Source organism: Anaeromyxobacter terrae, from assembly GCF_022690685.1.
Taxonomy (GTDB): Bacteria; Myxococcota; Myxococcia; order Myxococcales; family Anaeromyxobacteraceae; genus Anaeromyxobacter; species Anaeromyxobacter terrae.
The window spans coordinates 79,482-94,619 of the sequence record NZ_JALCYY010000014.1 but is presented as its reverse complement, the minus strand read 5'-3'; the positions used below and the strand labels follow the sequence as shown (position 1 = coordinate 94,619).

Genomic DNA, 15,138 nt, shown 5'->3' with positions numbered 1-15,138 from the left:
GTGAGGATCCCGAAGGGCTTCCGGTTCGGCGGCGTCGCGTGCGGGCTCAAGCCCCAGCGGCGCGATCTCGCCCTCGTCGTGTCGGATCATCCCGCCGCCGCGGCCGGCGTCTTCACCATCAACAAGGCCGCCGCCGCGCCGATCCAGGACGCGCGCCCGCGCGTCCCCGCCGAGGGGATCCGCGCCATCGTGGCGAACTCCGGGAACGCGAACGCGCTCACCGGGCCCGCCGGCCTCGACGACGTCGCGGTGATCCGGAGCGCGGTCGCGGACGCGCTCGGCGTGCAGAAGCGCGCCGTGCTCACCGCCTCCACCGGCGTCATCGGCGCGCGGCTCCCGGCGATGAAGATCGTGACCGCCCTGCCCGCGCTCGTGGATCAGCTCGGCGATCACCCCGACCTCGCCGCCGAGGCGATCATGACCACCGACACGCGGCCGAAGATGGCCGCGCGCGAGGTGACGCTCGGCGGGAAGGCCGCGGTCGTGTCGGCGATCTGCAAGGGCTCGGGGATGCTCGCGCCGCAGCTCGCGACGACGATGTGCCTCGTCACGACCGACGCCGCCGTGACGCCGAAGGCCCTGCAGGAGGCGCTCTCCCGCGCGGTCCAGAAGACGCTCAACATGGTCACCGTGGACGGCGAGATGTCCACGAACGACTGCGTGATCGCGCTCGCGAACGGGCTCGCCGGGAACCCCCGCATCGCCGAGCCGGGCCCCGACCTCACGGTGCTCGAGACCGCGCTCGGCGATCTGCTCGGGGAGATGGGCCGCGCCATGGCCGCCGACGGCGAGGGCGCGACGAAGCTCGTGGAGGTGGTGGTCTCCGGGGCGCCCGGCGACGAGGCCGCCCGCGACTGCGCCCGCTCCATCGCGTCGTCGCCCCTCGTGAAGGCCGCGCTCTTCGGCGCGGATCCGAACTGGGGACGGATCCTCTCCACCGTCGGCGCCCGCGCCGGGGCGGCGGGCTACCCCATCGATCCGTTCAAGGCGCGCGTGTCCCTGCAGGGCATCGCCGTCTTCGGCGGCGGCGCGCCCATCGAGTTCGACCGGGAGAACCTCCGCACGCGCCTGCGCGAGAGCCGGATCGACGTGCTCGTGGAGCTCGCCGACGGAGAGGCGCGCGCGACCGCGTGGGGCTGCGATCTCTCCTACGACTACGTGAAGATCAACGCCGACTACACCTCGCTCATCATCCAGAAGCCGGACGGCGGCATCGCGAAGGACGACCGGGTCTCGAACTACAGCCCCGCCTTCAAGCGCGCGCTCCTCGCCGAGGCGCTCAAGTACATCGCCGCCTTCTCCGGCCAGATCGCCGTCATCAAGTACGGCGGCGCGGCGATGGTGAAGGACAGCCTCAAGGAGGCGTTCGCCGAGGACGTGTACCTCCTCAAGAAGGTGGGGCTGAAGCCCGTCGTGGTCCACGGCGGCGCGCCCGAGATCACGGCGACGCTCGAGAAGCTCGGCGAGCGGAGCGAGTTCGTGGACGGGATGCGGGTGACCGACGCCCAGAGCCTGCCCGTCGTGGAGATGGTCCTCACCGGCAAGGTGAACCAGGAGCTCGTCGCGCTCCTCAACGCGCGGAACGCGGGCGCGGTCGGCCTGTCGGGCAAGGACGGGCGGCTCCTCCGCGCCAAGAAGGCGACCCACGAGTCCGGGCGCGACCTCGGGCAGGTCGGCGAGGTGGTGGAGGTGAACCGGGAGTTCCTCCGCATGCTCCTCGACGGCGGGTACGTCCCCGTCATCTCGCCCATCGGCCTCTCCGACGAGGGCGGCAGCCTGTCGATCAACGCCGACGAGGTCGCCAGCGCGGTCGCGGTGGCGCTCGGGGCGAAGAAGCTCATCTACCTCACCGACGTCCCCGGCATCCTCGAGTCCTCCCCGGACGGCGCGCTCGTGCGCCAGCTCGACACCCTCGATCTCGCGCGCCGGGTGCAGGCCGGCGCCGTGACCGGCGGGATGAAGTGGAAGGCCCAGTCGATCCTCGCCGCGCTCGCGGGCGGCGTGGAGCGCGTCCACGTGCTGGACGGGCGCCAGCCGCACACCGTCATCGCCGAGCTCTTCACCGACCGCGGGGTGGGCTCCCTCGTGACCGCCACATGAACACGCAGCGCCGCCGCCGGGACGCCGTCGCCCGCCTGCTCCGCGGGCGCCGGATCGGCACGCAGGAGGAGCTCCTCGACGCGCTGCGCGCCGCGGGGATCGAGGCGACGCAGGCGACCCTGTCGCGCGACCTCGCCCAGCTCGGCGCCCGCCGCGTGTCACGCCCGGAGGGCGGCACCGTCTACGAGCTCCCCGACGGCGCCGGCGGCTCGGACGGCCTCGGGACGCTCCGCGGCCTCGTCTCCGAGGTGACCTCGAACGCCTCGCTCGTGGTCATCCGCACCCACCCCGGCAGCGCGCCCGCGATCGCCCGCGCGATCGATCTCGCCGAGCTGCCCGAGGTGCTCGGCACCATCGCCGGCGACGACACGATCTTCGTCGCGCCGGCGGGCGAGCTCCGCCCCCGCCGGCTCGCCGCCCGGCTCGGCGAGCTGCTCGGTGCCCCCGTCTCGAGCGGCGGCGGCGCGGCCGCGTAGGCGCGGCGCCGCGCCTCGCGCCCGCTCGGCGCACGGTCCTCCCCCCGCTCCCCCGAATCTCCTCGCCTCGTCGCGAGCGGACGGAGCCTACGTTTGCGGCGGAGGGATCCGACGTGGCGACCTTGCTCTGCGAGAACTGCGGCGTGCGGCCGGCGGCGATCGAGCTGCGGCGGCGGATGGACGGCGGGCGGGAGGCGGCGGTGCGGCTCTGCCATCACTGCGCGAGCGCGATGGCCGGCGGGGGCCGGCTCGGCTCCCTGGAGAGCCTGATGGAGGGGCTGTTCGGGCCACGCCTGCGCGGGCGCGAGGGCATGCTCGGCCGCCTGTCGGAGATGGCGCAGCGGGTGCTCCAGCGCGCGGCGCAGGAGGCGCTCGCGTGGGGCCAGCCGCGCGTGGGGGTGGACTTCCTCCTGCTCGCGCTCCTGCACGAGGTCCCCGAGCTGCGCGAGGCGCTCCGGGTCTCCGGGGTCGCGGTGGAGGAGTACGAGGCCCGGCTCGAGCAGGCGATCCCGCGCAGCGCGCCGCGCGAGGCGGAGCAGGTCGGGCTCTCGTCCGGCATGAAGCGCGTCCTGCAGGTCGCGCGCGTGCAGGCGGCGCAGCGGGGCCACGACTTCATCGGCCCGGAGCACCTCCTCGCGGCGATCGTCATCGACGGCGAGAGCTTCGCGGCGCAGTTCCTCCGCGACATCGATCCCCAGGCCCTCGAGGCGCGGCTCCAGGGCGGCGCGCCCGAGGGGGCAGCCGCGGCCCCGCCGCGGGGGAGCGATCTGCCGCCGAACCTCGCCCGCTTCTCGCGCGACCTCTCCGCGCTCGCCAGGGCCGGCGAGCTCGACCCGGTGATCGGGCGCGAGGCCGAGGTGGAGCGGGTCATCCGCGTCCTCTCCCGCAAGACGAAGAACAACCCCGTGCTGGTGGGCGAGCCCGGCGTCGGCAAGACCGCCATCGCCGAGGGGCTCGCCCAGCGCATCTCCGCGGGCGACGTGCCGGAGGTGCTGCGGGACAAGCGCGTCCTCGCGCTCGACCTCGGCGGGATGCTCGCCGGAACGCGCTTCCGCGGCGACTTCGAGCAGCGGCTCACCGGCCTCATGGACGAGATCCGCAAGCTCAAGGGGAAGATCATCCTCTTCATCGACGAGATCCACACCGTGGTCGGCGCGGGCGGCGCGGAGGGGGCGATGGACGCCTCGAACCTCCTGAAGCCCGCGCTCGCCCGCGGCGAGCTCCAGGCGCTCGGCGCGACCACGCTCGACGAGTACCGCAAGCACATCGAGAAGGACGCCGCGCTCGAGCGGCGCTTCCAGCCGGTGCTCGTCTCCGAGCCGACCCCGGCGCAGACGCTCGAGATCCTGCGTGGCCTGCGCGACCCGTACGAGGCCCACCACCGCGTCAAGATCACCGACGCGGCGCTCGACGCAGCCGTGGACCTCTCGGACCGGTACGTCACCGATCGCTTCCTGCCGGACAAGGCGATCGACCTCATGGACGAGGCCGCCGCCATGGTGCGGCTCTCCGCGGCGAGCGGCCCGGACCGGCTCTCCCAGCTCGAGGGTCGCGTCGCGCAGCGCGAGAAGGACAAGGCCGAGGCCGTCGCCGCGGAGCGCTACGCCGAGGCGGCGGAGGTCAAGAAGGAGCTCGAGGGGCTCAAGGCGGAGCTCGACGAGATGCGCAAGGGCTGGCGCGAGCAGCGCTCCACCCAGGAGCCGTCGGTCGACCCCGAGGACGTGGCGCGCGTCGTCGCGGAGTGGACCGGGATCCCCGCCGAGAAGCTGCGCATGGAGGAGATGCAGCGGCTGCTCGAGATGGAGCGCGCGCTCGAGAAGCGCGTCGTGGGGCAAGAGGAGGCGATCCGCGCCGTGTCCGAGGCGGTCCGCCGGGCGCGCACCGGCCTCAAGGATCCCAACCGGCCGATCGGGACGTTCCTCTTCCTCGGCCCGACCGGCGTCGGGAAGACCGAGACGGCCCGCGCCCTCGCCGAGTACCTCTTCAACGACGAGGGGGCGATGATCCGCTTCGACATGTCGGAGTTCCAGGAGCGGCACACCGTCTCCCGGCTCGTGGGCGCGCCCCCGGGCTACGTCGGGTACGAGGAGGCGGGGAAGCTCACCGAGGCGGTGCGGCGGCGGCCGTACTCGGTCCTGCTCTTCGACGAGATCGAGAAGGCGCACCCCGACGTCTTCAACGTGCTCCTCCAGCTCATGGACGACGGCCGGCTCACCGACGCGAAGGGGCGCACGGTGAGCTTCAAGAACGCGATCGTCGTGCTCACCTCCAACGTCGGCGCCGACGCGCTCGCCTACCGCACGACCGTCGGGTTCATGCGGAGCGACGACCAGGCGGCGCGCGACATGCGCGACCAGGCGATGGAGGCGCTCAGGGGCGCATTCCGGCCGGAGTTCCTGAACCGCATCGACGAGATCGTCGTCTTCCACCCGCTCACGCGCGAGCAGATGAGCGGGATCGTCGAGCGCCTCCTCGAGGTGACGCGCCGCAAGCTCCACGGCCAGGCCATCTCGCTCGAGGTGACGCCCGCCGCGATCGACGGGCTCGTCGAGCGCGGGTTCGAGCCGCGCTTCGGCGCGCGTCCGCTCCGGCGCGCCATCCAGCGCGAGCTCGAGACGCCGATCTCGCGGATGATGCTCCGCGGCGAGGTGACGGAGGGCGCGCGCGTGCGGGTGGACTTCGCGGAGGGCGCCTTCCGCTTCGCGGCCGAGCTGCGGGCCGCTCCGCCGCCCGCGGAGCCGGCGGGGCCGCCGCCCTAGCCCCCCAGGCGCGCCCACTCCGCGTTGGAGCGGAGCACGCAGTCCTCGATGGCGAGGCCGGCGAAGTAGTTGCCGGTCACGGCGAGCTTCTGCCCGGCGAGGGCGCGATCGATCTCCGCCACGAGCTCGGCGTGGCCGAGCACGGGAGAGGGCAGGACGACCCGCTGCTCCACGACGTCCGCGAGCTCGGCCGCCGGTACGCGCAGCACCTGGGAGACGCGCGCGAGCCGCTCGTCGCGCGAGAGGCCCGGCTTGAAGTGGAAGGCGAAGCCGCGGAAGCGGGGATCCGGGAACGGATCGCGCGTCACGCAGGAGTGGAAGACGTCGTCGATGGGCACGAGGAACGCGCACTCCGGCATCCAGCACTTCTCGCGCGGCAGCACCACGCCCACGCTCTCGACGGCGACCGTCCGCACCCGCGCGATCGCGCTCGCGAGCGCGGGGAAGTCGTCGCGGAGGAGGGAGGGCGCCTGGTCGACCGTGGCCGCGACCGCGGCGATGGGCGCGTCGAAGCTGCGCCCGTCCGCGGCCGTCACGACGAAGCCGGCGCCGGCGCGCGCGACCTTCGTCACGCGGACGCCCTTCTCCACCGCGACGCCCGGCGCGGCCGCCGCCGCGTCGCACACCGACTGCAGGCCGCCCTCGAAGCCGAAGCTCCTCACGAACTCCGGCCGGCGCGGCCGCTTCTTGAACAGCGACCCGGCCCCCTCGACGGGGAAGCCGTCGGCCTTCTGCGAGGGGACCGCGGCGAAGAACGGGGAGAAGAGCCGCTCGTAGTTCCGGTGACCGAGGAGCTTCGAGTAGTACGACCCGACCGTCTCGCCGTCCTTCTTGCGCAGGAAGTTGAGGGGGAAGTGGACGGCCGCCTCGAGCCAGTTCAGCTGGAGCAGGATCCTGGGCGGCGTGAGCCAGCGGTACTCGCCGTTCCGGAGCAGCCCGAAGTGACCCCGCGCCGGTCCGCGCTCCTTGACCTTCCCGGCCATCCCGGTGCCGACCGCGATGTCGAGCAGCGCGCCGTAGCTGTTGTAGGCGGTGTGGGCGCCCATCTCGAACCAGTAGCCGTCCGGCCTCCGGGCCGAGTGGAGGCAGCCGCCTACACGCGCCTCGCGCTCGAGCACGACAACCTTGCGGCCCGCCTGGGCCGCCTTCCACGCGAGCCCGAGCCCGCTCACCCCGCCGCCCACCACGATGACGTCCGCCGTCGCCATGCGCCTCGTGCTCCGTAACCTCGGGTGAAGACTGCCGGCGCGGGGCCGGCGAGCGGGGGAAGCGTCGCAGAGAACGCCGCAGCGCGCCAGAGGCGGGTTCGCCGCACCTGCGGCAGGCGCACACGCCGCTTCCGTGACGTTGGCCGGGTCCGCGGCCTCGGGTTACAAGGCCTACATGCGACTCCGCATCGGTTTCCTAGGGCTCGGGACGATGGGAGAGCCCATCGCGAACAACCTCCGGAAGGCCGGCCACGACCTCACGGTGTGGAACCGGACGCCCTCGAAGGCCGACCACATCGTCTCGAAGGGCGGCAAGCTCGCGAGGTCGCCGCGCGAGTGCGCGACGGGACGCGACCTCGTCCTCTGCTGCGTCACGGACGAGCGCGCGCTCGACGCGGTGCTCGAGGGACCGGACGGCGCCCTCGCGGCGCTGCGCGAGGGCGACGTCCTCGTCGACCTGAGCACCGCCGGCGTCCGCGCCGCACGCTCGGTCGCCGAGCGGGTGAGCGCGCGGGGCGCCCGGTTCGTCGCGTGCCCGGTGCTGGGATCGCGGACCGCGGCCGAGCAGGCCCAGCTCGTCCTCGTGGTCGGCGGCCCGGCGGCGGCGCGCGAGCGGGCCCGTCCGGCGCTGCACGCGGTGTCGGCCCGCCTGTTCGAGGTCGACGACCCCGCGCAGGCCGCGCTCCTGAAGCTCTGCGTGAACGCCATCGGCGGCGCGATGATCACGGGCTTCGGCGAGGCGCTCGCGCTCGGCCGGGCGGGCGGCATCCCCGTCCCGCGGCTCGTGGAGGTGCTCCAGGCCTCGTCGTTCCACTCGCCCCTCTACCTCATGAAGGGCGAGCTCGTGGAGCGGAAGGACTTCGCGCCGCGGTTCTCGATCGCCCTCGCCGAGAAGGACCAGCGCCTCGCGCAGGAGGCCGCCGCCGACCTCGGCGCGAAGGTGCCGCTGAACGAGACGGTGCGCCGCCTCTTCGCCAGCGCCGCAGAGAGCGGGCGCGGCGACGAGGACATCGCGGCGATCGCGGAGCTGTTCTTCGAGTGGGCGGGGAAGAAGTAGCGCCGCGCCGGTTCGCCCGACGCAGGCCGAGGAGTCCCGGCGCACGAGCCTCGAGCCGAGCCGGGCGCAAGAGGAGCGAGCAGCGCAGGCGTACTGCTTCCGTACGCCGAGCAGCGCAGCGACGAGTCCGCCCGGCGCAGGCCGAGGATCGTGCGCCGGCTAGGCCAGCGCCTCGCCGACCACCCTCACCAGATCATCCAGGTGGAACGGCTTCTTCACGTAGCCCGCCGGGCGACCGATCCGCTCGACCTCGCGCGCGACCTCGTCCGGCGGGGTGGCCGACACGAACAGGACCTTCGGGCAGCGCTCTCCGAGCGCCTCGCGGAGCGCGTGGAACAGCGCCGCGCCGTCCATGCCCGGCATGCGGAAGTCCACGAGGGCGAGATCGGGCGGCTGCTCTCGGGCGAGGGCCAGCGCTTCGAGGGAGCTGGAGGTGGACACGGCGGCGTGTCCCATCCGGCGCACGGCGAGCTCCAGCGCACGGCGGACGATGTCGGTGTCGTCGACGATGAGAACCCGGGCCACGGCACCTCCGCGAGAGCAGCGGCGGGCCGGGATGCGGCTCGCGTGCCGCAGGGAAGTACCCGTATCTCGGCTGGCGCGAGGTGGTCTTGCGGAACCCAGGGTGCGCGCCCTGCCCCGGCCAGCCTCGCCCCCGCTGTTCGGACGTTCATCCGTAGCGGGCGAGCGTCCGCCGCACTGCGTCCACGAAGTGCCGCCGCGCCGAGGCCGGCGCGATCACCTCGGCGTCGCCGCCGAGCGAGAGCGCGTACCGGGTGGCGTACTCGTCGCTCGTCCCGGCGAGCTCGACGACGGCCCCGCCCTTCTCGGCGCGCTCCACGAGCCGCACCCCGGGCCGGGCGAGCGCCCACGCGGCGGCGAGCGGCCCGAGCCGGATCTGCACCGGCTCCCCCTGCGCCTCCGAGAAGAGCCGCGCCCGCGCGAGCTCCGACTCGCTCGGCGGATCGAAGCGCTCGTCGGAGACGGTGCACTCGCGGATCCGGTCGAGCCGGAACGCGAGCGCCTTCCCGCGAGCGGAGTCGTGGCCGTAGAGGTACCAGTGGCCGAACCGCTGGGCGAGCGTGTAGGGGCGGACGACGCGCTCGGTCTCCGCGTCCCGCGAGGCGGAGTGGTAGGCGAGCCGCACCGCGCGGCGCTCGGCGATCGCGCGCTGGAGCCGGCCGAGCACCGAGTCGCGCGCGGGCGGCGCGCCGGCGTAGATGCGGCCGACGAGCTCGTCGAAGCTCGCGCGGCGGTCGCGCGGCACCGACTCGCGGAGCGCCTTCACGGCGCGCTCGCGCCCCTCGCCGCCGAGCGCCTGCGCCGCGGCGGCGAGCGCGGCGGCCTCGCTCTCGGTGAAGCGCGGAGGGCGCGAGAAGCTCTGGTGGAGCGCCACGTAGACGCGGTCCCCCTCGACGTACAGGTCGAGGAAGTCGTCGGGGGCGAACGGCGGCGAGCCGACCTCGAGGAGGAAGTCGAGGTCCTCGAGCAGCTCGCGCTCGGTGCAGCCGCAGCGGCGCGCGAGCTCCTTCACCGGGATCCCCGGGTGGCGCACCGCGTACGGCACGAGGAACAGGACGCGCCGGAGCCGGTCGCGGGGGTCGGGCCGCGGCGCGGCGGCGGCGGCCTTCCGCGCGGAGGCCTTCGCGGCCGGCTTCGTCGACGCGGCCTTGGGCGACGCGGCCTTCGGCGACGCGCGCCGCGACGGGGCGGCGCCGGACGCACGGACCGCCGGCGCCGCGGGCTCTGCCTTGCGCCTCTTCGCCGCGGTCACGCGAGCCCCCGCTCGAGGCCGGCGAGCACCGCCCGCGCCTTCTCGCGCAGGCCCTTCGGCTGGAGCAGCTCGGCGCGATCTCCGAGCGCGAGCACGTGCCGGAGCAGCCCCTCCTCGTTCGTGGCGTCGACCTCGACGAAGGTCGCGCCGCCGTCCTCGGCGAGCTTCGCGCGCGGGCCGAACGAGGCGATCACCTCGGCCGGCACGGGCGGGTCGAGCCGGATCCGGCAGCGGACCGCGCCGTGGACGTCGTACTCCCAGATCTCGCGCGTCGCGAAGTCGGCGAGCGAGAAGTCCTTGCGCGGCGCGAAGTCCGGGGTGCGGGGCGCCGACGGGTTCATGGCGAGGGAGACGATGCGCTTCAGGTGGAACGTGCGGATCGCCTGGCGCAGGTGGCAGAACCCCGCGAGGAACCATGCGCCGCCGCGCTGGAACAGGCCGTAAGGGTCGACGTCGCGCTCGGTCGTGTGGCGCCGCTCGGCGCCGAGGTACACGACGTGAACGCGCTTCCGGTGCGCGACCGCGCGCGAGAGCTCCTCGACGCGCGCGCCGACGTCCACGGGGTCGCCCTCCTCGGGCGCGGAGAGCTGACGCGTCGCGAGGGCCGCGGCCTCGGACGCGCCCGGCGCGCGCGCGGCGAAGGAGAGCTTGTTGAGGGCGTGCGCGAGGTCGCGCGCGTAGGGGAACGTGCCGCTCGCGAGCGCCGCCGAGCCGGCGAGGTAGAGGAGCGCGAGGTCCTCGGGCGGCAGCTTGAGGTCGGGCAGGTAGAACTCGTCCCGCTCGATGAGGTAGCCGGCGGGGAGGTCCTCGTCGCCCGCGGCGTAGCGGACCGGGATCCCGAGCTCGAGCAGATCGGCCTTGTCCCGCTCGAACTTGCGGATCGCGGCCTCGCCCTTCCCGCCATAGTCCTCGGGGAACTGCTCCTGGATCTCGCGCCAGGAGACGGGCTCGGCGGCCTTGAGCAGGAACGCCGCGAGGTCGAGGAGCCGCTGGTCCTTCTGCATCGGAGGGCTGAACCTAGGCCCACGCCGCCGGGGCCGTCAACGTGTGATAGGATCGCCCGCCCAAACGCGCTGGGGGCGCTCATGGCAGGCCTCGGCCTCGGTCCACCCGACTTCGGGATGTTCGAGCTCGACGATCCCGACGCGCGGTCCGCCGCGCTGGAGGGAAAGCTCCAGCCGAAGCTCGTCGAGCTCGGGCACCACTGCCTCTCCGGCCTCTCCCGGGTCGCCGGCCGGGAGCTCTTCGTCCACCCGGGCAAGGTCGTCCACCGCAAGGGCGTCGCGCCCGACGAGGCGCTCGTCACGTTCTGCGAGAGCCCGAAGGGCTACCGCGGCCTGCCCTACCTCGCGGTGGTCGCGACACGCGAGCACCTGCACGCGCGGGTCGGGGTGAAGGGGGACTCGGCGAGGCGCGCCGCGATGCAGGGCGCGCTCGTTCGCGAGGCGCCGAACCTCGCGCGGAAGGGCAAGCCGTTCCGCAAGCTGCGCAGCTTCCGGGACTGGAACTTCGAGGAGCTGCCCGAGCTCGCGCCGGCGCACACGGTGGCCTTCTGGCTGGAGCTCGCGGAGGACCTCACCCCGGGCGCGGCGGGGCTGGACGTCGGGATCACCTGGACGAGCGAGGAGGCGCGGAGCCTGTCGCTCGGCGATCTTCTCGGCGTGTTCCGCGATCTCGCGCCGGTGTTCAAGCTGCTCGCGAACGCGAGCGCGAGCGTGAACCCGACCGCGGGCGGCGAGGCGCAGCCCGCCTGACGGCGCCGTCCGCCCGGGGACGCCGCGGGGCTACGCGGCGTTCCCGCCGGCGGGCTCGCTCCCCTCGCCCTTCCCCTTGGCGCTCTCGGCGAGGCGGCGCTCCTCTCGCGCGGCCTGCCGCACCGCCTCGACGAGCTCGTCGTGCTCCTTGCGGAGCGTGTCGTGGGGGCGGCGCCGCTCGGCGTCGCGATCGGCGGCGCGCTCGAGCTCGCCCTTCTGCACCATGTAGACGCGCTTCTCGGTCTCGAGCCGCCCGCGGATGGCCTTGAGATCGCGCTCCAGCTCGGCGACGCGCTTGCGGGCCTCCGCGAGCTTCGACTCGGCCTTGTCGGCGCGATCCTTCTCGGCGGCGAGGCGTCCGTCGTCGGCGGCGGGCGCGGCGGCCGGAGCGGGCGTCGGGGCCGGCGCGGGAACGGGGGGCGCCTCGACCGGGCGACTCCGCGCGCGCTCGAGCTGGGCCGCGACCTTCTGCAGCTCGCCCTCGACCGCGCGGGCCCGCTCCGCCTGGTGCTCCGCCTCGGCGCGCGCCTCGGCGAGCCGCGCCCCGAGCTTGTCGATCTCCTCGCGCAGCGCCGGGGCGCCGCCCGCGCGCCGCGCGGCCTCCTGCTGCTCGAAGGCCTTCTTCTTCGCGCGCTCGAGATCGCCGCGCAGCGCCGTGGCCTCCTCGCGCGCCTTCTTCGCCTCGGCGCGCACGTCCTGGGCGGCCTTGCGCGCCGCCTCCGCGTCCGCCTCCAGCTTCGCGCGATCACCGGCGCGCGCGGCGAGCTCGGCGCGGGCACCGCGGGCGGAGAGGAAGAAGGCGACGGCTGCGAGGACGCCGACGAGGGCGACGAAGGCGAAGAGTCCGGTCATGGCGGATGTGCTCCGGTGGAGGACCCCGGTAACTAACAGACCTTCCAGCGTCTTGGAAGGAGCGCGGCGGGCGTGCGCCCGGCCGCCGCGCTCCGCTCCGCCGGAGGTTAGGAACGATTCGGCGGGGCCGCACCTCCGGACCGCGCTAGGATCCCCGCCCCTCGAATGCACCGCGTCGCGACCCGCATCTTCCTCACCTTCGCAGTGGCCCTCGCCGCCTTCGGCGCGGTCGCGGTGTTCGCCATCGTCCGGCTGCACGACGCGCGGCGCGACCTCCGGCTCCTCTCCTCCGGCTACCTGCCGCTCACCCGCATCGCGGCGCAGCTTGAGACGAAGGACTGGGTCGCCGCCCGCGCCCTCGAGGCGCGCGGCCTCGATCGCGCCGCGCGCCAGGCCTACCTCCCGGTCGCGCGGGCGCACTTCCCCGCGCTCGTCCGCGAGAAGATCGAGGAGGCGAACCGCGTCATCGCCGACGCGCGGCTCCTCGCCCGCGAGGACGACGCGCGCTTCCTCGACGACGTGCAGGGGCGGCTCGCTGCGCTCGGGGCCCGCTGGTCGGAGTACGACACGCAGGCGCGCGCGCTGTTCGACGCGCTCGAGGCGGGCGAGGGGCAGGATCCGCGGACGACGGGCGCGTTCGAGGCGCGCGCGCAGGAGGTCCGCCAGCTCGAGAAGGGGCTCTCGCTCGACGTGAAGCTCCTCCAGGTCGCGCTCGAGAGCCAGATCGGCGATCGCGTCCGATCGGCCGAGCGCGCCGAGGGCCGCACGGTCGCGCTCATCGTCCTCTACTCGCTCGGCGCGCTCGCGATCGGCGTGGGCGCCGCCCTGCTCTCGCAGCGGCTCCTGGCGCCCATCCAGACGCTCACCGAGGGCGTGAAGGCGGTCGCGGCGGGCGATCTCACGCGCAAGGTGGACGTCGCGAGCAAGGACGAGATCGGCCTGCTCGCCGGCGAGTTCAACGCCATGGCGGCCTCGCTCGGCCGGCAGCGCGACGAGCTCCGGCGGGCCGAGCGGCTCGCCGCCGTGGGCCGCATCTCGGCGCAGATCACGCACGAGATCCGCAACCCGCTGAACGCGATCGGGCTCAACGCCGAGCTCCTCGCCGAGGAGCTCGCGGAGCTGCCCGCCCCCCGCGAGGCGACGCAGCTCGTGGCGGCCATCTCGCGCGAGGTCGACCGCCTGAATGGCGTCGCCGAGGAGTACCTGCGGTTCGCGCGCCTGCCGAAGCCGGCGTTCGAGCGCCAGGACCTGAACGAGATCCTGGCCGGCCTGCTCGACTTCCTCGCCCCCGAGCTGTCGGCCGCGCGGATCGAGCTCCAGCGCGACCTCGCGCCCGGCCTGCCCGCCGTCCAGGCGGACGAGGGCCAGCTCCGCGCGGTCTTCCTGAACCTGCTCCGCAACAGCCGGGAGGCCATGCCCTCGGGTGGGGTCGTGACGGTGCGCACCCGCCGCGCGGGGGACGCGATCGAGGCGGAGGTCGCGGATACGGGCGGGGGCATCCCCCCAGGGGATCTGACGCGCATCTTCGAGGCGTTCTACTCGACGAAGGAACGCGGTACCGGTCTCGGTCTCGCCTTCACCCGGCAGGTGGTCGAGGAGCACGGAGGCTCGATCCGCTGCGACAGCGCGGTCGGTCGAGGGACGACGTTCGCCGTCCGCCTGCCGGCGGCGGCGGACGAGCAGATTGCAGGACCCACGGAGGTCGTGAGTACGAGATGAGGCAGCCGAGGCACGAGATCCGGCGGAAGCGGCGAAAGCTCCTCCCGCAGAAGGCCGACGCGATGATCCGCGCCGGCGATCCCCGCCAGCGCGTCGCGGCGCGGCCCAGGCGGCCGCGCGAGAACTGGGGCGAGGTGCACCGGTCCGTGCTGTCGAACGGGCTTCGTGTCCTCACGGCGCGCGCGCCGGGCCTCCACTCCGCCATGATCGCGCTCTACGTGCGCGCCGGCTCACGACACGAGACCGCCGCGCGGAACGGCGTCTCGCACTTCCTCGAGCACCTGTTCTTCCGCGGCTCCGTCGCCTGGCCGGACACGGTCGCGATGAACGCCGCGGTGGAGAGCGCCGGCGGGAGCCTGAACGGCATCACCGCGCGCGACCACGGCTGCTACTACACGCCGATCCACCCGGACGAGGTCGGCACCGGGCTCGCCATCCTCGGCGACCTCATCCGCCGGCCGCTCCTCAAGGAGATGGACGTCGAGCGCGAGGTGATCCTCGAGGAGATCCTCGACGAGGTGGACGCGGACGGGCGGGACATCGACCCGGACAACCTCTCGAAGCGCATCGTCTTCGGCGATCACCCGCTCGGCTACAAGATCGCGGGCACGCCGGAGATCGTCCGGCGCATCTCGCGAAGCGACGTGCGGGCGCACCACCAGCGCTTCTACAGCGGGTCGAACCTCGTCCTCGCGGTGGCCGGTCCGGTGCGGGCGAGCGACGTGGAGGAGCTCGCCGAGGAGCACCTCGGGCGCCTGCCGCGCGGCAAGGCGAGCACCGACCTCGCCCCGCCGCCCTGGCCGGGCGGGCCGCGCCTCGAGCTCGTCGACCACGACGACGCCCAGGCCGAGTTCTCGGTCTCCTTCCCCTGCCCGCCGGAGCGCCACCCGGATTACCCCGTCCACCTCTGCATCCGGCGCGTCCTCGACGACGGGCTCTCCTCGCGGCTGCCGTTCGAGATCGTCGAGCGGCGCGGGCTCGCCTACTCGCTGCACGCCGGGATCGACACCTTCGCCGACGCCGGCATGACCGTCGTCGACGGCGCGTGCGCGCCGCGCAAGCTCCCGCGCGTCCTCGAGGAGGTCCTGCGGGTCCTCGGCCAGCTCGCCGAGCAGCCGATGCCCGAGGAGGAGCTGCTGCGCGTCCAGCGGCGCCACCGCATGACCCTCGCCTTCTCCCTCGACAGCGCGGCCGACCTCGCCGGCTGGTACGGCGCGGGCGAGGTGCTCTCGGCGCCGGAGAGCTTCGAGGAGCGCTGCCGGCGCGTGGAGCGGGTCACGCCCGCGGACGTCCAGCGCGTCGCCGCCGAGACGTTCCGGCGGCGGAACCTCGTCGCGGTCGTGGTCGGGCCCTCCGGCCGGCGAGACCGCACCGCCCTGTCGCGCCTGGTCACCACGACGACCGCCATCCCCACTTAGAGTGAGGAGCCGGCCCCGCAC

At 74.2% G+C, this 15,138-nt stretch carries 12 protein-coding genes; 7 read left to right on the top strand and 5 right to left on the bottom strand.

Annotated features, from left to right (window positions below; genetic code table 11):
* The 3 genes from argJ (at position 1) to MNY62_RS08695 (ending at position 5,335) form a co-directional block, all read left to right on the top strand.
* A complete protein-coding gene (gene argJ / locus MNY62_RS08705) occupies positions 1-2,100 on the top strand; it encodes a bifunctional glutamate N-acetyltransferase/amino-acid acetyltransferase ArgJ (protein ID WP_242343759.1) in 2,100 nt (699 codons plus the stop codon).
* On the top strand, positions 2,097-2,576 hold the full coding sequence (locus MNY62_RS08700; RefSeq protein ID WP_242343758.1) for an arginine repressor: 480 nt from the start codon (positions 2,097-2,099) through the stop codon (positions 2,574-2,576). Before argJ ends, MNY62_RS08700 begins: the two co-directional genes overlap by 4 nt.
* Before the next feature lie 113 nt (positions 2,577-2,689).
* Positions 2,690-5,335, top strand: coding sequence for an ATP-dependent Clp protease ATP-binding subunit (locus MNY62_RS08695; RefSeq protein WP_279426342.1), 2,646 nt, complete (start codon positions 2,690-2,692; stop codon positions 5,333-5,335).
* Here MNY62_RS08695 and MNY62_RS08690 read toward each other — a convergent pair.
* Positions 5,332-6,543 (bottom strand): protoporphyrinogen/coproporphyrinogen oxidase, encoded by a 1,212-nt coding sequence (locus MNY62_RS08690; protein ID WP_242343757.1) that lies wholly within the window; start codon positions 6,541-6,543, stop codon positions 5,332-5,334. The two genes, MNY62_RS08695 and MNY62_RS08690, sit on opposite strands and share 4 nt — an antisense overlap.
* 175 nt (positions 6,544-6,718) lie before the next feature.
* Between MNY62_RS08690 and MNY62_RS08685 the strand changes: the two genes are divergently transcribed.
* Complete coding sequence (locus MNY62_RS08685; RefSeq protein WP_242343756.1) at positions 6,719-7,600, top strand: NAD(P)-dependent oxidoreductase; 882 nt, start codon at positions 6,719-6,721, stop codon at positions 7,598-7,600.
* 159 nt (positions 7,601-7,759) lie between these two features.
* On the opposite strand, the gene MNY62_RS08680 is transcribed toward MNY62_RS08685, so the two are convergent.
* The 3 genes from MNY62_RS08680 to MNY62_RS08670 all read right to left on the bottom strand — a co-directional run bounded on the left by MNY62_RS08680 (position 7,760) and on the right by MNY62_RS08670 (position 10,378).
* Positions 7,760-8,125, bottom strand: a complete 366-nt coding sequence (locus tag MNY62_RS08680; RefSeq protein WP_242343755.1) for a response regulator — start codon at positions 8,123-8,125, stop codon at positions 7,760-7,762.
* Positions 8,126-8,270: 145 nt separating this feature from the next.
* Entirely contained in the window at positions 8,271-9,374 is a 1,104-nt protein-coding gene (locus tag MNY62_RS08675) for a helix-turn-helix transcriptional regulator (RefSeq protein ID WP_242343754.1), read from the bottom strand.
* Positions 9,371-10,378 carry a helix-turn-helix transcriptional regulator gene (locus MNY62_RS08670; RefSeq protein ID WP_242343753.1) on the bottom strand — a complete coding sequence of 336 codons (1,008 nt, stop codon included), beginning with the start codon at positions 10,376-10,378 and terminating at the stop codon, positions 9,371-9,373. Before MNY62_RS08670 ends, MNY62_RS08675 begins: the two co-directional genes overlap by 4 nt.
* Before the next feature lie 81 nt (positions 10,379-10,459).
* On the opposite strand from MNY62_RS08670, the gene MNY62_RS08665 reads away from it, so the two are divergent.
* Positions 10,460-11,128, top strand: a complete 669-nt coding sequence (locus MNY62_RS08665; RefSeq protein WP_242343752.1) for a DUF1054 family protein — start codon at positions 10,460-10,462, stop codon at positions 11,126-11,128.
* Positions 11,129-11,158: 30 nt separating this feature from the next.
* On the opposite strand, the gene MNY62_RS08660 is transcribed toward MNY62_RS08665, so the two are convergent.
* Entirely contained in the window at positions 11,159-11,980 is an 822-nt protein-coding gene (locus MNY62_RS08660) for a coiled-coil domain-containing protein (RefSeq protein ID WP_242343751.1), read from the bottom strand.
* 165 nt (positions 11,981-12,145) lie between these two features.
* Between MNY62_RS08660 and MNY62_RS08655 the strand changes: the two genes are divergently transcribed.
* Together MNY62_RS08655 and MNY62_RS08650 are read left to right on the top strand one after the other, a co-directional pair.
* Entirely contained in the window at positions 12,146-13,699 is a 1,554-nt protein-coding gene (locus MNY62_RS08655; protein ID WP_242343750.1) for a sensor histidine kinase, read from the top strand.
* Positions 13,696-15,117 carry a M16 family metallopeptidase gene (locus MNY62_RS08650; protein ID WP_242343749.1) on the top strand — a complete coding sequence of 474 codons (1,422 nt, stop codon included), beginning with the start codon at positions 13,696-13,698 and terminating at the stop codon, positions 15,115-15,117. The genes MNY62_RS08655 and MNY62_RS08650 overlap by 4 nt, the downstream gene beginning before the upstream one ends.
* Positions 15,118-15,138: the final 21 nt, after the last annotated feature.